Source organism: Polaromonas sp. CG_9.5 (assembly GCF_035984465.1).
Lineage (GTDB): Bacteria > Pseudomonadota > Gammaproteobacteria > Burkholderiales > Burkholderiaceae_C > Polaromonas.
In genome coordinates this window covers 26388-47895 of the sequence record NZ_JAXCHR010000010.1, presented here as the reverse complement: position 1 = coordinate 47895, position 21508 = coordinate 26388, and the positions used below count along the sequence as shown (strand labels likewise).

Genomic DNA, 21508 nt, shown 5'->3' with positions numbered 1-21508 from the left:
ACCGCGTCTATCGATTGGGTAATACAGTTTTACGGACGCGGCATTAGCACATTATTAAGTGCTGCAAACTCTGGCGCTTTTTAAACATGGACACGCAAGACCTCTACAACCTCGGCCCGGCGCTGCGCTTGATGGTCATGGGACTGGCGGTGGCGCTCGGGCCGCTGGCCTGGATCTGGGTACGCAATAAAAACGCCCCGATCGCCAGACGGCTGCGGCTGTTGACACTGTTTACCCTGTTTTTGACCTTTGATCTGGTGATCTTCGGCGCCTTCACCCGGCTGACGGATTCCGGGCTGGGCTGCCCTGATTGGCCCGGCTGCTACGGCAGTGCCAGCCCGGTCGGCGCGCAGCTGCATATTGAAGCCGCACAAACCGCCATGCCGACCGGCCCGGTGACGCATTCAAAAGCCTGGATTGAAATGATCCACCGCTATCTGGCAACCGGCGTTGGCGTGCTGATCATGACGTTGACGCTGGTGACCTGGATGGCGCGTCGTGAAGAACAGCGCAACCTGCATGACCCGAACCGCAGCCATCTGCTTTCGATCTGGTGGCCGGTGTTGACGCTGGTCTGGGTCTGCCTGCAGGGCGCATTTGGTGCGCTGACTGTGACGATGAAGTTGTTTCCGGCGATTGTGACGATGCACCTGCTTGGCGGCTTGATCCTGCTGGCGTTGTTGCGTGCGCAGTCCGTCAGTTATGCCCAGGTGCAGGAACAAACCCTGCCCGCAGTCCTGAGCAAGGGAAACCGGCAGTTTTTAATGGCTGCGTTTGCCTTGCTATGGCTGCAGATCGCCTTGGGCGGCTGGGTCAGCACCAATTACGCAGTGCTGGCCTGCACCGATTTCCCCAGCTGCCAGAATTCATTCTGGCCTGTGATGGATTTCAAACAGGGTTTTACCTTGTGGCGTGAACTGGGCGCGGGCCATGAAGGCGGCTACATCACCTTTCAGGCGCTCACAGCCATTCACTATGTGCATCGCCTGGCCGCTTATGCAGTATTTGTCGTGCTGATGCTGCTGGCCTTTCGCTTGCAACGCATTCCTGCCCTGCGCCAACAGGCCCGCTGGCTGGCCGGACTGACGCTGCTTCAGATCATTACCGGCCTGAGCAATGTGGTGCTGGGTTGGCCGCTGTTTGCTGCCGTTGCCCATACCGGCGGTGCGGCTGCATTGGTGGTCGTGCTGACCGGCATTATTTTTTCAAGCCGCAAAATTCCCGTGTCGTCGCGGATATCCAAATTGAATGCTTCGAGGTTGTCCGCATGAACCCCCCTCATCCTTCTGCTGCCTCCGCACCAGGCGCGCCCGTTACCTCCCGGTTCAGCCAGTTTTATGCCCTGACCAAACCGCGCGTGATTCAGCTCATCGTGTTTTGTGCGCTGATCGGCATGGTGCTGGCCGTGCCAGGCGTGCCGACCTGGGCTGATGTCCGGCTGGCCCTGATTGCCTGCGTCGGCATCTGGCTGGTGGCGGGTGCAGCGGCGGCCTTTAACTGCCTGGTCGAGCAGCAAATTGATGCCAAGATGCGCCGCACGGCCTGGCGTCCCACGGCCAGGGGCCAGCTCAGCAACCCGTTGACGCTGGCATTTTCTGCCGGCCTGTGCGCCTTGGGCTCATGGATTTTGTATGTGTGGGTCAATCCGCTCACGATGTGGCTGACATTTGCCACTTTCGTGGGCTATGCGGTGGTGTACACCGTCCTTCTCAAACCCACCACGCCGCAAAACATCGTCATCGGTGGCGCGTCGGGTGCCATGCCGCCGGTGCTGGGTTGGGCCGCCATGACCGGCACGGTCGGCCCGGAAGCGCTGATCCTGTTCTTGATCATTTTTCTCTGGACGCCGCCGCACTTCTGGGCGCTGGCCCTCTACCGCGTGGAAGACTACCGCAAGGCCGGTCTGCCCATGCTGCCCGTCACCCACGGCAATGAATTTACGCGGCTGCAGATATTTTTGTACACGCTGGTGCTGTTTGCTGCCTGCATGATGCCGTTTATCTTCAAGATGAGCGGCTGGTTGTATCTGGCAGTGGCGGTCGTGCTCAGTATTGGTTTCAGTGGTTACGCGTGGTGTCTGTGGCGCAGTTATTCCGATGCACTGGCGCGCAAGACCTTCCGTTTTTCGCTGATTCACCTGTCGGCCTTGTTTGCAGCGCTGCTGCTGGATCACTACCTGTTATGAAAACCAATTTTCCAATGCAGCCCAGCCGCAGGCGCGCTGTCAAAACCCTGGCCAGTCTGGTGGCGCTTTCGACTGCGTCGGGTTTTTTGATGGGTTGCTCGCCCGAAAAGCCACAGTTCAAAAGCATTGACCTGACGGGTGCTGACTATGCACAGGGTTTTTCCCTGAGAGATCACAACGGGAAAGTGCGCACGCTCAAGGACTTTGCTGGCAAAGTCGTAGTGGTATTTTTCGGATTTACCCAATGCCCTGACGTTTGCCCGACCGCGATGGCTGAGCTGGCTCAGGTCAAGCAGCAACTTGGCGCCGATGGTGACAAACTGCAGGCCATTTTCATCACGGTCGATCCGGAGCGCGACACCGCTGAGATGCTCAAGGCGTACATGGGCAACTTCGACCCGACGTTTCTGGCCTTGCGGCCCACGCTAGAACAACTTCCGCAAGTTGCCAAGAACTTCAAGATTTACTACAAAAAAGTCGATGGCAAAACCCCGGGCAGTTACACCATGGACCATTCGGCAGGCAGCTATGTATTTGACGAAAAAGGCCGCATCCGCTTGTACAACCGCTACGGCTCGGGCGCGGACGGACTGGCTTCCGACATTCGCTTGCTGATCAAATCAAGCTGAAAAAAAGCCTGCCGCTTTTCAGCGCAGGCTTTGGGCAACGAAACCGGCAAATGCCGGTCGCCAGGTCAAGCGTAGGTCGCCAGCACCTTCTTCATTTTTTTCATCGCCGCCACTTCAATCTGGCGAATCCGTTCGGCGCTGACCTTGTATTCAGCCGCCAGGTCATGCAGCGTCATGCCGCCTGAGCCGTCATCGTTCACATTGAGCCAGCGCTCTTCGACGATACGGCGCGCACGCGGGTCCAGTTCCTGCAGCGCAGTGCTCAGGCCGCCCGTGGTCAGGTTGTCGCGTTCACGCGACTCCATCAGGGCCGTGGGTTCTTGCGTGGCGTCGGCCAGGTAGGCAATCGGGCCAAACGCGTCTTCGCCGTCATCGCTCGGGCTCGGGTCCAGCAGCACGTCGCCGCCCGACATGCGCTGCTCCATTTCGATGACTTCCTCGCGCTTGACGTTGAGCGTTTTGGCCATTGAGTCAATCTGGCTTTCGGTCAGTGTGTCGCGGTGCGTGGCCGCATCCGCATCATCTTTAAAGCCTTGCTTCATGGAACGCAGATTGAAAAACAGCTTGCGCTGGGCTTTGGTGGTAGCCACCTTGACCATGCGCCAGTTTTTCAGAATGTATTCGTGGATCTCGGCCTTGATCCAGTGCATGGCGTAGCTCACCAGGCGCACATTCTGGTCTGGGTCAAAGCGTTTGACGGCCTTCATCAGGCCAATGTTGCCTTCCTGGATCAGGTCACTGTGGGGCAGGCCATAGCCGAGGTACTTGCGCGAAATCGAGACCACCAGACGCAGATGGGACAGCACCAGCTTGCCGGCGGAATCCAGATCGTTGTTTTCCTTGAGCTTTCTGGAGAACTCCTGCTCCTGCTCTAACGTAAGCATGGGCAGACGATTGGCCGCTGAAATATAGGCGTCCAGATTGCCCAGAGGGGGCACCATCGACCAGGGATTGACGGCAGCGACAGCATGGTTTGACGCCGCAGCTGCGACCGCGCCGGACATCATGGACTTGGGGGAAAGGGCATAAGACATGGCAAAACTCCTTTTCTCTAATGCGAAATATTAGCACTCTGTTAAAGAGAGTGCCAAGCAATAGGTTCTATCGGCTGAATAGCGAAAGGCTAATCAATACGTGCCTGATAGAGATAAGAGTCCGCCGCGAGGGCTTAGTTCAGCGCACTTGGTTTCGCGCTTGTAAAGAGAGGGTGCTGAATGTGAAGCGCTGGCTGATTCGCAGAAAGGGGTGCGTTTCTTGTGCCGCAGAAGCTTTCAAGCGCTAAAAGACTCTGTTGTGCATACTGGCAGGGTGCTGACTGCTATCAATAATGAAGTGACAGGCTGGGGTTGCTAAAAGGCTGGCCCCAGTATCAGGAATTGCGCCGGTCATCGGGGATTTCACGCGCTTCCACGTCAACGATCTGGCTTGAGGCGGCTTTGGAGGCGGTTTGGGCCGCTGGATTGCCTGGCCACAGGCCTTGCCGTGAAAACTGCTGGAATCGGCTGAATACCACGGCTGAAGCGGGTTTGCGGCCGGTAATCAACGCTTTCAACATGCTGAACGCGAAGGCGATGAGGGCGGCAGCCAGCAGGCTGATGGCAAACAGCGCTGCAAACAGGCCCAAAGCCAGCTTCAACATAAAACGAAAAATTTGACTCACAGCGTTAGACATGTGGGCAATCCTTTAAACGACTCAAATGAAGCCAATTTGCCTGTTTTCAACCCAGCAACGCCTGCGCAAACTCGCGGGCATTGAAGGTCTCTAAGTCTTCCACCTTTTCACCCACGCCAATGAAATACACCGCAACGGGCCGCAATCCGGGTGACGACTTGGCACGTTCACGCGCCCACAGTGCAATGGCTGCCAGCACACCGCCCTTGGCTGTGCCATCGAGCTTGGTGACGATCAGGCCGGTCAGTTGCAGCGTGTCGTCAAACGCCTTGACCTGAGTCAGCGCGTTTTGGCCGGTGTTGCCATCAATCACCAGCAGCACTTCGTGCGGTGCAGTGGCGTCGGCTTTTTGCACCACGCGCTTGATCTTGCGCAGCTCTTCCATCAGGTGCAGCTGCGTCGGCAGGCGGCCCGCGGTATCGACCAGCACCACATCGCGGCCCCGCGCCTTGCCGGCGACGACGGCGTCAAAGCTGACGGCGGCCGGGTCGCCGTTTTCCTGGCTGACGATCTCGACCGTGTTGCGGTCGGCCCAGACGCTGAGTTGCTCGCGCGCAGCGGCCCGGAAAGTGTCAGCCGCCGCCAGCAGCACCGAAGCGCCTTCGTTGGCCAGGTGGCGCGTGAGCTTGCCGATGGACGTGGTTTTGCCCGCGCCGTTGACGCCCGTCACCATGATGACGGTGGGGGTGAATTCACCGATGACCAGCGGCCTTTCGAGCGGTTTGAGCAGTGCCGTGATGGATTCGATCAGCGCATTCTTGACGGCCACCGGGTGCGTCATGCCGCCTTCCTTGACCCGGCGCTTGACGTCAGCGAGCAGATGCTCGGTGGCGCTGACGCCGGTATCGGCCATCAACAGCGCGGTTTCAAGGTCTTCATAAAGCTGGTCGTCGATCCGGCTGCCGGTAAAAACAGTCGAAATGCTGGAGCCGGTTTTGCGCAGGCCGTCTTGCAGCTTGCTGAACCAAGGCTGGCGCTCCGGCGCCACGACCAAGGCGATGGCTTTCGGAATGTCGATCGGCGTCACCAGCGCACTGCCAATCATCGAGCCGCCGTTGCTGGCGGGCGATTTCAGATGGGTCGTCGATGGTGGCGTTAGAGCGGGTACGTCGCCGATGACGGGCGCGGCAAGCGGTGCAGGCGCGTCAACTGAGGGCGGCGGCGGGGCAGGGCGTAATTTTTTTTTGAAGAAACTGAACATTGAATAGTCTTGTAGAGTCCACCATTCTATGAAACACCCCATGCGAAATCCCGTCAAGCCTCAAGTATTCCTTATCGGACGTGCGGCAGGCCATTTTTCAGGCGCTTTGCTGCCGGTTGCCCTGGCGCTGATCGGCACTGCCGCCCAAGCCGGGCCGCCACCTCAGGTTGAGCAGTTCACCCTGGCCAATGGCATGACGGTGATTGTCAAACCCGATCACCGGGCGCCCACCGTGGCCCACATGCTCTGGGTGCGTGTCGGCGCGATGGATGAGGTCGATGGCACGTCGGGCGTGGCCCATACGCTGGAACACATGATGTTCAAGGGCACGCCGAAGGTCAAGGCGGGCGAGTTTTCAAGGCGCGTGGCGGCATTGGGCGGTCAGGAAAACGCCTTTACCGGCCGCGACAACACCGGCTATTACCAGCAGATTCCGGCCAGCAGGCTTGAAGACGTGATGCGGCTGGAGTCCGACCGCTTTGCCCACAACCAATGGCCCGACGACGAATTCAAGCGCGAGATCGAGGTGGTGAAGGAAGAGCGCCGCATGCGCACCGAAGAATCGCCGCACGCCATGCTGTATGAACAGGCCGCCGCCATCACCTTTCTGGCGTCGCCGTACCGCCGCCCGATTGTGGGCTGGATGAGCGATCTGGACGCCATGACGCCGGCTGACGTGCGCAGCTTTTACCAGCGCTGGTATGTACCGGCCAATGCGGCGCTGGTGGTAGCCGGCGATGTTGAAGTAGCGCAGGTCAAAAAGCTGGCCGAGAAATACTACGGCGGCATTCCGGCGCGCCCGGTGCCCGAGCGCAAACCGCGCACCGAGCCTGCACAGGCCGGCATGCGCAGCCTTGACTTCAAGGCACCCGCCAGCCAGGCCTATGTCAGCATGGCGTTCAAGGTGCCCAAGGTCGAGGCGGCTGATCTGCAAGCGTCCGGCGCAGCTTCCCCGACGGCCTCCGCCAGCCGCGAAGCACTGGCGCTGACGGTGCTGGCCGCCGTGCTCGACGGCTACAGCGGCGCGCGGCTGGAGCGCGCCTTGGTGCAAGGGCAGGGCCAGTCAGCCGGTGGCCGCGTGGCTGACAGCGCCGGTGCTTCCAGCGGCTTGTTGGGCCGGGGGCCACAACTGTTCACGCTCGACGGGGTTCCGGCTGAAGGCAAAACCACGCAGCAGGTGGCCGATGCCCTGCGCCAGCAAGTCGCGCTGGTGGCGCGCGAAGGCGTCAGCGAGGCCGAACTTCAGCGCGTCAAAACCCAGTGGGTCGCCAGTGAAACCTACAAGCTCGACTCGGTGTTCAGCCAGGCGCGTGAACTCGGCTCGAACTGGGTTCAGGGGCTGCCGCTGGACGCCAGCACGCGCCTGATTGCCCAGCTGCGCACCATTACCGCCCCCGAAGTGCAGGCGGTGGCAGCCAAATATTTCAGTGACGACCAGATGACGCAGGCGACTTTGCTGCCGCAACCGATGGATCCCAACCGCAAGCCGTCCAAAGCGGTTGCCCCCATGCGCGGCGACCTGCATTAAACCCGCCCTGAACCCCTGATTGACTAAATCATGATTGCTACTAAAAAAATAGCTGCTCGCGCAATAGCGGTGTGCGCAGCAGGCCTTTTTGTTCATACATTGGCGCTGGCGACGATCCCAGTCCAGCACTGGACGCAAACCAGCGGCGCGCAGGTCTATCTGGTCGAAAGCCCGGCTATTCCCATGCTCGATGTGCAGATCGACTTTGACGCCGGCAGTCGACGCGACCCGCCCGAACAGGTCGGGCTGGCCAGCATGACGGCCGACATGGTGGACAAAGGCGTGCGCGCAAGCGGGGCAGCACCCGCGCTTGATGAAAATGCTCTCGGCGAAGCCTGGGCCGACCTGGGCGCGCAATTTGGCGCAGGGGCGACCGCCGACCGCATGAGCTTTTCATTGCGCTCGCTGACCGACCCGGCCCTGCTCGACCAGGCCGTGGCGCTGGCGGCGCGTCAGATCGCTGAGCCGTCTTATCCCGACGCCGTCTGGATGCGTGAACGCCAGCGTCTGCAAGCCGCGCTCAAGGAGTCCTACACCCGACCGGCCAGCGTGATTGGCCGCGCCTATGCAAAAGCCGTCTATGGCCAGCACCCTTATGGCTATGAAATGACCGACGCCACGCTGGCGCGCATCAGCGTCGCTGACCTGCAGGCTGCGCATGTCGCAGGCGTCGTGGCTTGCCGCGCCCGCATCAGCATGGTGGGCGCCGTCACGCGCGCGCAGGCCGATGTGCTGGCTGCACGGCTGCTGTCACGGCTGCCGCAAGTGCCATGCGCCAGCCTGCCGCCGTTGCCGGTCGTGCCTGAAGTTGCGCCGCTTGAAAAGGCCCAGGAAATCAACATTCCTTTCGATTCGGCGCAGGCGCATGTGTTGATCGGCCAGCCCGGATTCAAGCGGGCCGACCCTGACTATTTCCCGCTGATTGTGGGCAATTACATTCTGGGTGGCGGGGGGTTTGTTTCGCGCCTGACCAACGAAGTGCGCGAAAAGCGCGGCCTGACCTACGGCGTTTCGAGCTCCTTTTCGCCCGCCCTGAACGCCGGCAGTTTCACCGTCGGCCTGCAGACCCGGCCTGACCAAACCGCGCAGGCAGTCAAAATTGCCCGACAGGTGGTGAGCGACTTTGTGGCCGGCGGGCCAACGCCAGCAGAACTCCAGGCTGCCAAGGACAACCTGATTGGCGGCTTTGCGCTGCGCATCGACAGCAACGGCAAGCTGCTGGGCAACCTGGCCGGCATGGCCTGGAACGATTTGCCGCTCGACTACCTCGACACCTGGACGCAGCAGGTTCAAAAAGTCAGCGTGGCCGACATCAAGGCCGCTTTTGGCCGTAAATTGCAGCCCGAAAAAATGGTCACTGTTATTCTCGGAGCCGCAAAATGAAATACACACCCAAACCCATCGCCATCGAGCCGGCTGGAAAACCCTCGGCCAAAGCCCAAACCGTCAAGCCCAAGGGCACCGCCCACCTCAAGCCGCCGGGTGAAATCCGCATCATCGGCGGCCAGTACCGGCGCACCAAAATCACTGTACCCAGTCACCCCGGCCTGCGCCCCACGCCCGACCGCGTGCGCGAAACCCTGTTCAACTGGCTCGGCCAGGACCTGACCGGCTGGCGCTGCGCCGATGTGTTTGCCGGCACCGGCGTGCTGGGTTTTGAAGCCGCCTCACGCGGTGCGGCTGACGTGCTGCTGTGCGAGCAAGACCCGGCGCTGGTGTTGCAGCTCAAGGCCGTGCAGGCGCGGCTCAAAGCCAGTACCGTGCGCGTTGAACGCGGCGACGGGCTGAGCGCGCTCAAGCGGCTCGATGCCGGCAGCCTGCAACTGGTGCTGATTGACCCGCCTTTTGACTCGACCGTGTTTGAGGCCGCCTTGAAAGCCGCCGCCCAGGCCATCAGCCCGACCGGCATGGTGTATCTGGAAGCGCCCCGCGTCTGGCTCGATGAGGAACTGGCGCCGCTGGGCCTGAAGATTCACCGCAGCGCCAAGGCGGGGGCGGTGCATTTTCACCTGCTGGCCAAGCGCGAAGCAACGCCGCAAGAGCCGCAGCCGCTGCCGGCCTGATTTATTTGCCGTAAACCGCCCGTGCCGCCTTCAGGGTTACGGAACGGGCCGGGCGGCACAAAAAGGGGTCGGGGCATAATTCCCCCATGTCCATCCCCCGCATCGCTGTTTATTCCGGTACTTTTGATCCCTTCACGCTCGGCCACGACGACGTTGTGCGCCGCGCGGCCGGACTGTTTGACCAGCTGATCATCGCCGTGGCGATTGCGCACCACAAAAAAACATTGTTTTCGCTCGAAGCGCGCGTGCAGCAAGTGGAGCAAGCTACTAAAAGCATAGCGGGCGTCAAAGTGTTGCCATTCGACGGGCTGATCATGGATTTTTGCGCTGCGCAAAATGCCTGCGCTGTCGTGCGCGGCATCCGCAACCTGACCGACTTTGATTACGAAGCGCAAATGGCCGCCATGAACCGCAAGCTGCGTCCGCAGGTCGAAACCGTTTTCTTGTTGCCCGATGCACCGATGGCCTGCATCAGCAGCACGCTGGTGCGCGAGATCAGCAAGCTCGGCGGCAGTGTGGCGCAGATGGTGAGTCCGTCCGTTGCGGCTGCGCTGGCCGCCGTCCACGCCACAAAGGGAGCTTGACGATGGCTTTACTGATTACCGACGAATGCATCAACTGCGACGTGTGCGAGCCTGAATGCCCGAACGAGGCGATTTACTTGGGCAAGGAAATCTACGAGATTGACCCGAACAAATGCACCGAATGTGTCGGCCATTTTGACGAACCGCAGTGTGTGCAGGTTTGCCCGGTGGCCTGCATTCCGGTCGATTCGCAGCACCGCGAAACCCGGGAAACGCTCTGGGAAAAATACCATCGGCTGCAAGCCGTGATTCCGGTGGTGGTGGTTCGCTGATGCGGCAAGCATCGCAGGTTACATATCAATTTAATGATTAAATAAGCCGCTGGCGCAATACCGTCGGGCGTAACCAGCTATTAAAGTAATAGCAAAATCAAGCAGATTTCGAGTTTTCGTTCACTGGCTGATTCGCCGTTGAAGTTGTCGGCGCTGTAGCTGGCCGGGGTGGTTTGGGGCGCGGCGGCTGACTGGTATGAATCATCATCGTGGCTTTTTCCATCTCGCCCTTCAACAGTTCAGGCACTGCTTTCATTGAGCGATCAATGCATTCTTCAATCGCAACGCGGTGTTCCTGCGATGGTTTTTTCAGCACCCAGTTGATGACCTCCGCTTTGACGCCCGGGTGGCCCACACCAATGCGTAAACGCCAGTAATCGGCTGAGCCGAGTTGCGCATGAATGTCACGCAAACCGTTGTGGCCGGCATGGCTGCCGCCGAACTTGAGCTTGACCTGGCCCGGAACGATGTCGAGTTCGTCGTGCGCCACCAGCACTTCGCTGGGCAGAACCTTGAAAAATCGTGCCAGTGCCGCGACTGATTTCCCGGACAGGTTCATGAAGGTCAGCGGCTTGAGCAGCCACACCGTCTGGCCGTTGAGGGTGGTGCGGGCGACCTGGCCGTGGTAGTTCTTGTCCAGGCTGAGCGGTGCCTTCAATTCACGCGACAGCGCGTCTATCCACCAGAAACCCGCATTGTGGCGCGTGGCTTCGTACTCGGGGCCGGGGTTGCCCAGGCCGACAAACAGTTTGATCATGTTTTGCGAAGAAAAGAGTGGGGAGGGCGGTGTAGCGTAGCAGAAGGCTGCGCGCATAAAAAAGGCCCTCAACCTCGTTAAAGGATAAGGGCCAATTTCCTGGACACGGCCTTTTCAGGCCGATGCCGCAAGCCGGGAATTACTTCTTGGCTGCAGGTTTTGCTGCGGGCTTGCCGCCCTTTGCGCCTGGCTTGGCTTTTGGATCCACAGCCTCGACAGGTGCGGCTTCGACTTCTTCGACGATTGGCGTGACCGACACCATGACCGGATTGACCTGGCCTTTGGCAACGGCTTTTACTTTCTTTGGCAGCACAACGTCCTTGACGCGCAGCGAGCTGCTCTTGGTCAGGCCGCTCAGATCGACGGCGATGAATTCAGGAATGTCAGCTGGGAAGCAGGATACGGTCATCTCGGTCAACACATGGTTGACGATGCAGTTTTCCGTCTTGACAGCCGGGGATTCTTCTTCACCGCTGTAATGCACTGGCACTTTCACGGTCATGCGGGTGCGGGCTTCAACGCGCTGGAAGTCGATGTGCAGAACTTGCTGCTTGTACGGGTGCATTTGCAGGTCGCGCAGCAGAACTTTGTGGTCCTTGCCGCTAAGCTCCATCTCAAGGATGGCGCCGTGGAAAGCTTCTTTCTTGATGGCGTGCCACAAGGTGTTGTGATCGATTTCGATCAGGACGGGTTCGGCCGTACCACCGTAAACAATACCGGGCGTGCGGCCGGTGATGCGGAGACGGCGGCTCGCACCCGTGCCCTGCTTTGCGCGTTCAAAAGCGACGAATTTCATAATCTTCTCCAAAACGGGTGGACCGCGACCAGTTCACCCTGACGTTAAAAAGACTGCTAAAACCGCAAAAACCCGCAGGTTTTTGGGCTGTGCAGTCGGCTATTGCTCTAGATCAAATCAGGCTGGTCTTGATCAGAAAACAAACTCATGACCGACTCTCCCTTGGCGATGCGCTGCATGGTTTCAGCGATCAGCGGTGCCACGGAGAGCTGGCGAATTTTTTTGCAGGCCAGCGCATTCGCGTTCAGCGGAATCGTGTTGGTGACCACGACTTCGTCGAGCGCATCGCCTTGGGTGATGCGTTCAATGGCTGGGCCCGAGAAAATCGGATGGGTGCAGTAGGCGTAAACTTTTTTGGCGCCGCGCTCCTTGAGCACTTCAGCCGCCTTGACCAGCGTGCCGGCGGTATCGATCATGTCGTCCATGATCACGCAGTTGCGCCCTTCGATGTCGCCAATGACATGCATCACTTCGGACACATTGGCCTTCGGGCGACGTTTGTCGATGATGGCCATGTCGCAGCCGAGCTGCTTGGCCAGCGCACGGGCACGCACCACGCCGCCGACATCGGGCGATACCACCATTAAATCGGTGTAGTTTTTCTGGCGCAGGTCGCCCAACAACACGGGCGAGGCATAAATGTTGTCCACTGGGATGTCAAAAAACCCCTGGATCTGGTCGGCATGCAGGTCCATCGTCAAAACGCGGGTGACGCCGACGGCCTGCAGCATGTTGGCGACCACCTTGGCGGTGATGGGAACGCGTGCCGAACGTGGGCGACGATCTTGGCGGGCATAACCGAAGTAAGGAATGACGGCAGCAATCTGATCAGCCGATGAGCGCTTGAGCGCGTCCACCATGATCAGCAATTCCATCAGGTTGTCGTTGGTGGGTGCACAGGTGGACTGCACGACAAACACATCGCGGGCTCGGACGTTCTGCTGGATTTCAACAGTGACTTCACCATCCGAAAACCGTCCCACATGGGCAGCGCCCAGGGAGATGCCAAGGTTCTGGGCAATTTCTTCGGCCAGACCAGGATTGGCATTGCCGGTGAAAACCATGAAGTCGGGATGGTGCATTTGCATGTGTCGCCCGGCTGCTGTCGGACTTTGAAGTGGGTGAATGTTTTTATCGAAGCAAAATACGCACGGGAACAAGGTACAAAGCGGACTTGGCAGTGAGTGCCGCTACAGCTGCTCCAAAATACACAGACCCGCCACTTTGCGGGTCTGGGGGATCCGCAGATTCATGCATCTTGCGGATCTTTGTCAACACAGACCTGCGCTTGGCAGATCTGGAAATTTGGCAGGGGTGGAAGGATTCGAACCTGCGAATGCTGGAATCAAAATCCAGTGCCTTAACCAACTTGGCGACACCCCTACACAGGACAATTGTTGTTGCCAACAACCGACCTATAACTTGTTGCTTGCAAACATATTCTCAAGACCCGGTATTTTACCAACCGATCAGAGGATGCATTTCCAGATTTTTGCATTTGCGGATGATCCAGTTGCCGGGGGCTACCGAAAGATCAACATCGTCAACCATCTGTGCAAATACAGCACTTCCAGAGCCGGTCATGCGTCCCTGAAGTTGTTGCGATTCTAACCAGACAAGTGACTGGCTAATTTGCGGACATATCTTCTGCGCTACCGGCTGCAAGTCGTTATGACCAAATCCGAAGACTTGATTATCAGCGTATGCAGCAAAGCCTAGTATTGTAGCAGTCTCTGAATCACGTTTAAGGCCACATGAAGTGAAAATATCTTGAGTCGAAACTCCGGCGGCTGGTTTGACCACCAAAAACTGAGCCGCAGGCAGCGTAATGGGTGTGATTTTCTCGCCAATTCCTTCCACCCAGGCATGACCGCCTGAGAGGAAAAAAGGGACGTCTGCGCCCAGCGAAAGGGCCAGGGTACGTAGCTTTTCAGGGGGAATCCGCACGCCCCACAGCCGCTGCAGCGCCATCAGGCAACTGGCTGCATCGGAGGAGCCGCCGCCCATGCCGGCCTGCGATGGAATATTTTTTTCCAGGCTGATGTGAACGCCCAGCGAAGTGCCGCAGGCCGCTTGCAAGGCTCGCGCCGCCCGTACCGCCAGGTCGTCGGCGGGCAACGCCTCAGTATTAGTGTCTGCAGCAGGGTTCAGATCGGTGCGGCTGATTTGCCCGTCGTTGCGCAACTCAAAATGCAGCGTGTCGCACCAGTCAATCAGCATAAAGACCGATTGCAGCAGGTGATAGCCATCGGGCCGGCGTCCTGTGATGTGCAAAAACAGGTTGAGCTTGGCCGGCGCAGGCACGTCGTACAGCGCCCTGAGCGGGCTCGAAAATTGGGCAAGTTGGGTCACGTTTGAATTTTCAAAAAACTGCGGAAATGAAACCGTAGGAATTTATCAGTCCAGCACGATGCGAAGATCAGCCTCGGGGGTGGGCTGTGATCTTTTTGCCAAAATTCGGCCTTCGTCATGCCGCGACAAATCGGCCGACCAGCCGCTGATATTGGCGTTGTCGCCTTGAAGCCAGGCGAACAGCGCAGTCAAGGGCACGGCTGCCCCCGTGGCTTGCGCCATCAAGGCATCGACCGAATCGAAACGCTGGATTTTCTGATTGCCTGAATCCAGCTCCGCTTCGCCGGGTGACCAGCGCAGAACGCCCAGTACGTTACCCAGAGGACTTATCAAGGTCAGCTCGCCGCGCTCGGGCTTGCCTTTAAGCTCAAAACCCGCTGAGAAAGACTGTGCTGGTTCACTTTTTATGTTCAGGCTGATTCGGCCTGTCCAAAACTCTTTTAAGGAGTCACTTTGTGCTTTACCGCTTATAGGGTGGGCGCAACCAGCTATTAAAAAAGTAGCAAACAGCAGGCTGTGAAGCAGAAAAAATCGCAGTCGGTTGGTGAAGTGCAAGTCGGTTCCTGGGGTGAGGCTTTATTAAGGCTTTATGTTGAAACGTTTGAGCGTACCGCGCAGTGTTTCGTTGTCTGGATTGATCAACTGGCCTTCCTTCCAGATGGCCAGGGCGCGGTCGCGCTGATCCAGGCTCCAGAGTACTTCGCCGTAATGCGCGGCAATTTCGGCATCGGGCCTGGCTTTGTAGGCGGCCGCAAAAATTTGCGCCGCTTCGGGCTTGTTGCCCAAACGAAACTCGACCCATCCCAGACTGTCCTTGATAAAGGGGTCGGCGGGTGCGAATTGCACCGCTTTGAGGATTAGTTCACGCGCCTCTGGCAGGCGAATATTGCGGTCTGCCAACGAATAGCCGAGGGCATTGTAGGCATGGTGATAGTCTGGCTTGAGCTGGATGATCCGGCGCAGCAGGCGCTCCATTTCATCGAGCTGCCCCAGCTTTTCAGTCAGCATGGATTGCTCGTAGAGCAGGTCGGTGTCGTCGGGTGTTTTCACCAGCGCCTGCGCCAGCACGTCATAGGCCTGGCGATATTGCTTGAATTCCCTGAGCAGGCCGACTTCAGCGTTGAGTTTCAGTCGGGCTTCTTGGGGGGTGCGTTCGGGCAGCTGGCGAATCAGGTTGCGGCCTTCTTCGAGTTTGCCCTGGCTTGCCAAAATGGAGGCGCGCCGGGTTTGGGCTTGCGCCAGGTCACCCGAGTTTTCAATCTTGCTGAGCCAGCTTTCTGCGGCCGCATAGTCCTTGCGTTTTTCAGCCAATTGCGAAAGCGACAAATAAGCCTGCGCCAAGCCGGTGTCGGCTTGATTCTTTGGTGCTTTTTGGACCAGCGCAATATAGCGCTCCAGCGAAGCTTGGGCCAGCGCCAGCTGGTTTTCCTGCAATTGCAGCGAACCCAGAATCATCCAGCCTTCGGGGTAGTCAGGCTGGTCTTGCGTCACGCGCTGCAACTGAGCCGTGGCTTCGGCGTAGCGCTGCGCATCGAGCAGGATGCGGGCATAAATCATGCGGATTTCGGGAATTGCCTTGGCGTTGCTGTCTTGGTCATCCAGGTATTTTTGGGCCAGCGCTTCGGCTTCCGGCATTTTTGGATCCATCAATTCAAGCGCCAGCACGATCGGGCCTTCGGCGCGCGCATCTAGGGCTTGACCGCGCCTGGCTGCATCAAGTGCGCCCAGGTTGTCGCCGGCGGCCAGCCGCATGCGCCCAACCGTCGTCCAGGCGACGCTGCCGATTTCCGGTTGGGAAAGATAGTCAGCCAAGGCGTCTTCCACTACGCTGCTGGCGAGCTTGCGGTCGCTGGCGCGGGAATAGGCACGCGGCAGCGCGTTGATTGCGGCGCCGCGCTCTGCATCGGGCGCCATCCTGAGTTCGGTTTTCAGCGGCTGTAGCGTGTCGGCAATGCGGTTCAGTGCAATCAGTATCTGCAGCACATAGCGGTTTGCATCGCGTGACGCCGGCACAGCCTGCTTCCAGGCCATGGCTGCTTGCAGTGCCGCATCGCCGGAACGTGCCTGCAGGGCAATTTCGGTCGCCCGCTGGTAAAGCTGCACATCGCCGGTTTTTCGGGCGGCGTCCAGCAGCAATGAAAACCCGATGGAAGGCTCGCCCTCCTGCGCCCTGATCTCGCCTACCAGCAATTCGTAAAACAGGTTGCTGTCAAGCGACGATAACGGCGCGGATGCCTGCGCAGCCTTGTCCTTTATCAAGCTAGAAGGTGCGGCGGGCGCAGTGGATTTGGGTGGGGTGGGCTGTGCCAGCGCCCATGGAGCCGCCATCCACAGGCAAGCGAAAGCAACACCAAGTTTTTTCTTCATCAGACCATGATAATTGAAGCTTCCACCCGACGCTTCGCCCTTGACCTGACAGGGAACTCCACGGGGATGCGTTGGCAAGTCACTTGTTTACCTGAAGGGTTTCTAAAGCCATGCCGGAACTGCCCGAAGTTGAAGTCACTCGCCTGAGCTTTGCCGGACGTATTGCCGGCGCACGCATCGAAGCCGTCGTGATGGGAAAACCCCTGCGCTGGCCACTGGGCTGTGAGGCACAGACCTTGACCGGGCAGCACATCAAAACGGTGCGCCGCCGGGGTAAATACCTGTTGATTGACTTGAGTGGGGGTTTACTGCTGATGCATCTGGGCATGTCGGGCAGCGTGAGTTTTGGCCTGCACCTGCAACCAGTGGGCAAGCATGACCACTTTGACATGGTGACCAGTCTGGGTACCTTGCGCCTGCATGACCCACGCCGCTTCGGCGCCGTGGTGTATGTCAGCGGCGAAGATGATCCGGTGGCGCAAAAACTGCTGGGCCGGCTGGGGGTGGAACCGCTTGGCGATGAGTTTGACGCGCTTGTATTTCATCAGGCGCTGCAGGGCCGCAAGACGGCGATCAAGCAGGTTTTGCTTGAGGGACAGGTGGTAGTGGGGGTCGGCAATATCTATGCGTCAGAAGTCCTGTTTCTGGCCGGCATTCGGCCTGCAACTCCCGCACTTCGCATCAGCAAACCGCGCGCTGCGCGGCTTCGCCAAGCCATCCGGCAGGTCTTGACCCAAGCCGTGGCCAAAGGCGGGAGCACCTTGCGGGATTTCTCCAATGCCGATGGCGAGGCCGGTCACTTTCAGCTTGATGCCATGGTCTATGACCGGGCCGGTTTGCCCTGCAAGGTGTGCGCAGCGCCCATCAAAGGTATTCGGCAGGGTCAACGCTCGACTTTCTATTGCGCTCATTGCCAGAAGCCCTGAGCCCTTGCGCCTGTAGAAATTGCCGGTGATATATTGGTTTGATAACTTTATGACGGCGGCGCATGTCTTTTAATGAACAATTTGATCAGCACGGCATCTGGCGACAGGAATTTGCATCAAGGCTGAAACAGCTTGGTCAATGGATGAAGGCGAACGACGTGCTCAATACGGTTGTCGAAGAGCGCTTGCAGCGGCTGGAGTCGCAGGTGCGCGCCGACAAGGTGATGGTGGCTTTTGTGGCGGAGTTTTCACGCGGAAAATCCGAGCTGATCAATGCCATTTTCTTTTCAGGGTATGGGCGGCGCATCATGCCCGCCAGCGCTGGCCGAACCACCATGTGCCCGACCGAGCTGGGTTATGACGCCGACATACCGCCTTGCCTTCGCCTGTTGCCGATTGAAACTCGGCTGCAACCGCAGGCGCTGATGGAGTGGCGCATGGCGCCCGAAAAATGGCAGCAGATTGGCCTGGATGTCGATGATTCGGCGCAACTGGCACAGGCGCTTCAGAAAGTGTCCGAAGTTCGGCATGTAACCCAGGACGAAGCCCGGGCGCTCGGTTTTTGGCATGACAACAACCCTGAAGACAACCCGCCCACCGGCCCCGACGGCTTGATTGAAGTGCCCCGATGGCGGCATGCATTGATCAATATTGCGCACCCGCTGCTCAAACAGGGGCTGGTGATTCTGGATACGCCGGGGCTGAACGCCATTGGCGCAGAGCCTGAACTGACGGTAAGCCTGATTCCGCAGGCGCATGCGGTGGTGTTTATTTTGGCGGCCGACACGGGCGTTACCAAATCCGACCTTTCCATCTGGCGGGAACACCTGGTAGCCGGGAGCGATGGCGACGACAACCGTCTGGTGGTGCTCAACAAAATTGATACTTTATGGGACGCCTTGAGCACGCCGGAGCAGGTACAAGCGCAAATTGACCGCCAAAGGCTGACGTCGGCTGACATATTGGGCTTGCCTGTATCTCACGTGCTTCCGGTATCGGCGCAAAAAGGGCTGGTGGCCAAAGTGACGGGTGACGCGGCATTGCTGCAGGCCAGCCAGTTGCCCGCACTTGAACTGGCTCTGGGGCAGGGCGTGATGGGGCAGCGCCAGAAAATCCTGCAGACTGCGGTCGCTGCCGGCATTGGGGCGCTTAAAAGTGAAGCCGGACGCGTGCTGCGCGTGCGTCGGCGCGATCAGGTCGAGCAGCTGCTGGAACTGCGCGGCTTGAAGGGTAAAAACGTTTCGGTCATCAAGCTCATGCGTACCCGCGTCGAGCAGGAGCAGACTGATTTTTCTACCGGTAACGTAAAAATCCATGCCGCTCGCTCGGTTCATCTCACCGTTCTGGATGAGGTGGTCACTTTGCTGAGTATGCCCGCGCTCAAGGCTGAACTCATTGGGCTGATGACTGCACTGAAGCAGCCCGGAATCAAGCTGCGTGTGAAAAAAATATACGGCGACACTTTTTCGCGGCTGCGCGAAAGTTTGCAAAAAGCGCAGGAACTGATGGGCACCATCCAGTCCATGCTGGACACCTCGTTCCGGCACATTAATGCCAGTTACGGCTTTTCGCTGCAAGTTCCTAAGGCGCCCGAGATGAGCCGGTATCTGCAAGACCTGGAACTGATAGAACGCAGCCACTTGCAGTATTTCGGCTTGGGTAATGTATTCCGGCTGGTGCAGACAGAGTTTGTAGAGCGGTTGGGGCGTGCGTTGAGCAGCCGTGTGCGGATGGTATTTGAGACCGCTTTGTCAGAAGTGCAACTATGGAACAAGTCAGCATTGGCGCAACTCGATACACAGCTGCGTGAGAGGCGTCGCAATTTTGAGCGCCGACTTGAAGCGATTGAGCGAATCCAGCAGGCGGCGTCGGGGCTCGATGCACGAATCAGCGAAATGAACGATCAGGAAAACCAACTCAAGGAAATGGAGGCCAAACTGGAAGAATTGACAGCTGACCTTCTGGAACTACGACCTTTGCATGGCGCAGCGCAGTCATCCCCTGTGGCTTCAGTGCCCGTCGCCGTGGCTGAGCCGGAAAAGGCAGTTTGATGAATTTTATTTTTGACCCTTCGCGCCGTGTGCAGGCAGTCTGCCCATGCTGACTCCTGTCGCGCTTTCCGAATTTTCTGCCGAGATCGTGCATTGGCAACAGACGCATGGGCGCAACAGCCTGCCTTGGCAAAACACGCGCGATCCGTATCGGGTCTGGTTGTCAGAGATCATGCTTCAGCAGACGCAGGTGGCGACGGTGCTGGCGTATTACGACCGGTTTTTGCAGCGTTTCCCCACCGTCAGCGACCTGGCGGCTGCATCGCAGGATGAGGTGCTGGCCTTGTGGAGCGGTCTGGGCTACTACAGCCGCGCACGCAATCTGCATCGTTGCGCGCAAGACGTGATGGCATTGCACGGCGGGCAGTTTCCGCGCTCAGCCGGGCAGTTGCAAACGCTGCCGGGCATCGGTCGCTCGACGGCCGCTGCCATCGCGTCTTTTTGCTTTGCTGAACGCGTGGCGATTCTTGACGGAAACGTCAAACGGGTGTTGGCGCGGGTGCTGGGTTTTTCTGCCGATCTGGCACAAAGCGCCAATGAGCGTGCGCTCTGGAATCAAGCCACTGAGCTGCTGCCGCATGAAAATCTGGCCCAAACCATGCCGCGCTACACGCAGGGGCTGATGGATCTGGGTGCCACGCTCTGCAGCAGCCGGCAACCCAAGTGCCTGCTTTGCCCGGTGCAGAAGATGTGTCTGGGCCTTGCCAGTGGCGAGCCCGAGAAATACCCGGTCAAGACCCGAAAACTCAAACGCAGTGCGCAGGCCTTGAGTTTGTTATGGGCACAAAAGCCTGACGGCTCGGTATGGCTGGAAAAACGTCCGGCAACCGGCATCTGGGGCGGGCTTTATTGCTTGCCTGTGTTTGCCAGCGATGAAGACCTCAAGTCGCAGCTGCCCGAAAGCCTGGACGGGCGGTTTGAAGCCCTGCCCAAATTTGTGCATGTGCTGACCCACAAGGATTTGCACTTGTCACCGTGGATTGCCGGCTTTCAGGCCGATCAGGCGATGCCCGAGACAATGGTTTCGGAAGCGTGTCCTGCGGCGTGGTTCAGTCCGGCGGCATGGCCGGAACTGGGTTTGCCCGCGCCGATCCGAAAACTGCTCACGCAGGATGCACCTTCCTGAATCGATGCAAAGGGGCCAGATCGTTCAGCGCGCTTCAAGTTCACGATGCCGTTTCAAGGTGGGCCAGTCCTTGGCAAAAGCCGCCACCAGCGCTTCGACCAGATAGACCGAGCGATGCTGGCCACCCGTGCAGCCAATGGCTACGGTGACATAACTGCGATGGTCCCGCACCAGCGCCTGCAGCCAGTGGTTCAGGAATTGCTCGATATGCCTGAACATGTCATCGACTTCTGGCTGCGTCTTGAGGAAGTCGATAACGGGCTGGTCCCTGCCGGTCAGCTGTCGCAAGCCTGCTTCGTAATGCGGGTTGGGGAGCATCCGTACGTCAAACACATAGTTGGAGTCCAGCGGAACGCCGCGTTTGAAGGCAAACGATTCAAAAACCAGCGTCAGCTGACGACTTGGATTCTGGACTAACGACTTCACATAGCCCTGCAACTGTGCCGAGCGGATCTTGCTGGTGTCGATGACATGCGCCTGCTCGCGCATCTCGGCAAGCAGGTCGCGCTCCAGTTCTATGGCTACTTCCAGCGCCCTGTGCTGGTCAGTAGCGTCCACTCTGGACAGTGGATGGAGCCGCCGGGTTTCTGAAAAGCGCCGCACCAGCGTTTCGGTATCTGCATCCAGAAACAAGGACTGTATGCTGACACCTTGCCCCTGCAATTCCTTGAGTTGCTGCGGAACCAGCGGCAGGGAAGTGGCGCTTCTGACATCCATCGCAATGGCCAGCTTGGAGGCATTGTGCGGTCGCTTGAGTGCGACAAAAGACGACAGTAACTCGGGCGGCAGGTTGTCTACGCAGTAATAGCCCGAGTCTTCAAGCGCATGCAGGGCGACCGACTTTCCGGAGCCCGACATTCCGGTAATCAGGATTATTTCCATGTTGTGCACCTCGCCGTTGTGAGTGCCGCCAGGCCAGCCTTAAAAGCGCCCGGAAAGTGTCCAGCTGAAGAGAGTTGAAGCCATGTATTCATGCGCCCTATCGTACTCAACGCCCGC

Annotated in this window: 21 protein-coding genes and 1 tRNA gene; 11 read left to right on the top strand and 11 right to left on the bottom strand. The window is 58.8% G+C overall.

The window, feature by feature from the left end; all coding sequences use genetic code 11:
* The first annotated feature begins 86 nt into the window (after nt 1-86).
* From RCH06_RS09865 to RCH06_RS09855, 3 genes are read left to right on the top strand one after another with little or no spacing between them, the layout of a single operon-like run.
* Nucleotides 87-1271, top strand: coding sequence for a COX15/CtaA family protein (locus tag RCH06_RS09865; RefSeq protein WP_327081287.1), 1185 nt, complete (start codon nt 87-89; stop codon nt 1269-1271).
* Nucleotides 1268-2185: a heme o synthase gene (gene cyoE, locus RCH06_RS09860; RefSeq protein ID WP_327081286.1), complete on the top strand. Its 918-nt coding sequence runs from the start codon at nt 1268-1270 to the stop codon at nt 2183-2185. Before RCH06_RS09865 ends, cyoE begins: the two co-directional genes overlap by 4 nt.
* Nucleotides 2182-2814: an SCO family protein gene (locus tag RCH06_RS09855; RefSeq protein WP_327081285.1), complete on the top strand. Its 633-nt coding sequence runs from the start codon at nt 2182-2184 to the stop codon at nt 2812-2814. The genes cyoE and RCH06_RS09855 overlap by 4 nt, the downstream gene beginning before the upstream one ends.
* Before the next feature lie 65 nt (nt 2815-2879).
* Here RCH06_RS09855 and rpoH read toward each other — a convergent pair whose 3' ends face one another.
* The 3 genes from rpoH to ftsY form a co-directional block, all read right to left on the bottom strand.
* On the bottom strand, nt 2880-3818 hold the full coding sequence (rpoH, locus tag RCH06_RS09850; protein ID WP_327081370.1) for an RNA polymerase sigma factor RpoH: 939 nt from the start codon (nt 3816-3818) through the stop codon (nt 2880-2882).
* Between the two features lie 365 nt (nt 3819-4183).
* Nucleotides 4184-4453, bottom strand: a complete 270-nt coding sequence (locus tag RCH06_RS09845) for a hypothetical protein (protein ID WP_327081284.1) — start codon at nt 4451-4453, stop codon at nt 4184-4186.
* 79 nt (nt 4454-4532) lie between these two features.
* Complete coding sequence (gene ftsY / locus RCH06_RS09840) at nt 4533-5687, bottom strand: signal recognition particle-docking protein FtsY (protein WP_327081283.1); 1155 nt, start codon at nt 5685-5687, stop codon at nt 4533-4535.
* Nucleotides 5688-5715: 28 nt separating this feature from the next.
* Here ftsY and RCH06_RS09835 point away from each other — a divergent pair, with 28 nt between their 5' ends.
* The 5 genes from RCH06_RS09835 (at nt 5716) to RCH06_RS09815 (ending at nt 10134) form a co-directional block, all read left to right on the top strand.
* Nucleotides 5716-7215, top strand: coding sequence for a M16 family metallopeptidase (locus tag RCH06_RS09835; protein ID WP_327081282.1), 1500 nt, complete (start codon nt 5716-5718; stop codon nt 7213-7215).
* A 30-nt stretch (nt 7216-7245) separates the two neighbouring features.
* Nucleotides 7246-8598, top strand: coding sequence for a M16 family metallopeptidase (locus RCH06_RS09830; RefSeq protein WP_327081281.1), 1353 nt, complete (start codon nt 7246-7248; stop codon nt 8596-8598).
* On the top strand, nt 8595-9278 hold the full coding sequence (gene rsmD, locus RCH06_RS09825) for a 16S rRNA (guanine(966)-N(2))-methyltransferase RsmD (protein WP_327081280.1): 684 nt from the start codon (nt 8595-8597) through the stop codon (nt 9276-9278). The genes RCH06_RS09830 and rsmD overlap by 4 nt, the downstream gene beginning before the upstream one ends.
* Before the next feature lie 86 nt (nt 9279-9364).
* Nucleotides 9365-9862, top strand: coding sequence for a pantetheine-phosphate adenylyltransferase (gene coaD, locus RCH06_RS09820; RefSeq protein ID WP_327081279.1), 498 nt, complete (start codon nt 9365-9367; stop codon nt 9860-9862).
* Between the two features lie 2 nt (nt 9863-9864).
* On the top strand, nt 9865-10134 hold the full coding sequence (locus RCH06_RS09815; RefSeq protein ID WP_327081278.1) for a YfhL family 4Fe-4S dicluster ferredoxin: 270 nt from the start codon (nt 9865-9867) through the stop codon (nt 10132-10134).
* Between the two features lie 97 nt (nt 10135-10231).
* Here RCH06_RS09815 and pth read toward each other — a convergent pair whose 3' ends face one another.
* From pth to RCH06_RS09780, 7 genes are all read right to left on the bottom strand, one after another.
* Complete coding sequence (gene pth, locus RCH06_RS09810; protein WP_327081277.1) at nt 10232-10891, bottom strand: aminoacyl-tRNA hydrolase; 660 nt, start codon at nt 10889-10891, stop codon at nt 10232-10234.
* Nucleotides 10892-11030: 139 nt separating this feature from the next.
* Entirely contained in the window at nt 11031-11687 is a 657-nt protein-coding gene (locus RCH06_RS09805) for a 50S ribosomal protein L25/general stress protein Ctc (protein ID WP_327081276.1), read from the bottom strand.
* Between the two features lie 107 nt (nt 11688-11794).
* On the bottom strand, nt 11795-12775 hold the full coding sequence (locus RCH06_RS09800) for a ribose-phosphate pyrophosphokinase (protein WP_327081275.1): 981 nt from the start codon (nt 12773-12775) through the stop codon (nt 11795-11797).
* 218 nt (nt 12776-12993) lie between these two features.
* Nucleotides 12994-13070 (bottom strand) — tRNA-Gln (locus tag RCH06_RS09795).
* A gap of 75 nt (nt 13071-13145) precedes the next feature.
* A complete protein-coding gene (ispE, locus tag RCH06_RS09790) occupies nt 13146-14039 on the bottom strand; it encodes a 4-(cytidine 5'-diphospho)-2-C-methyl-D-erythritol kinase (protein ID WP_327081274.1) in 894 nt (297 codons plus the stop codon).
* Nucleotides 14040-14084: 45 nt separating this feature from the next.
* A complete protein-coding gene (locus tag RCH06_RS09785; RefSeq protein ID WP_327081273.1) occupies nt 14085-14594 on the bottom strand; it encodes an outer membrane lipoprotein LolB in 510 nt (169 codons plus the stop codon).
* A 24-nt stretch (nt 14595-14618) separates the two neighbouring features.
* A complete protein-coding gene (locus RCH06_RS09780; protein WP_327081272.1) occupies nt 14619-16406 on the bottom strand; it encodes a tetratricopeptide repeat protein in 1788 nt (595 codons plus the stop codon).
* A 110-nt stretch (nt 16407-16516) separates the two neighbouring features.
* Here RCH06_RS09780 and mutM point away from each other — a divergent pair, with 110 nt between their 5' ends.
* The 3 genes from mutM to mutY all read left to right on the top strand — a co-directional run bounded on the left by mutM (nt 16517) and on the right by mutY (nt 20509).
* Entirely contained in the window at nt 16517-17332 is an 816-nt protein-coding gene (mutM, locus tag RCH06_RS09775; RefSeq protein WP_327081271.1) for a bifunctional DNA-formamidopyrimidine glycosylase/DNA-(apurinic or apyrimidinic site) lyase, read from the top strand.
* Nucleotides 17333-17394: 62 nt separating this feature from the next.
* Nucleotides 17395-19383: a dynamin family protein gene (locus RCH06_RS09770; protein ID WP_327081270.1), complete on the top strand. Its 1989-nt coding sequence runs from the start codon at nt 17395-17397 to the stop codon at nt 19381-19383.
* Nucleotides 19384-19429: 46 nt separating this feature from the next.
* The gene (gene mutY, locus RCH06_RS09765) at nt 19430-20509 is read left to right on the top strand and encodes an A/G-specific adenine glycosylase (RefSeq protein WP_327081269.1); all 1080 of its coding nucleotides are present in this window, start codon (nt 19430-19432) and stop codon (nt 20507-20509) included.
* A gap of 24 nt (nt 20510-20533) precedes the next feature.
* On the opposite strand, the gene rapZ is transcribed toward mutY, so the two are convergent.
* Nucleotides 20534-21391, bottom strand: a complete 858-nt coding sequence (gene rapZ, locus RCH06_RS09760; RefSeq protein WP_327081268.1) for an RNase adapter RapZ — start codon at nt 21389-21391, stop codon at nt 20534-20536.
* Nucleotides 21392-21508 lie beyond the last annotated feature (117 nt).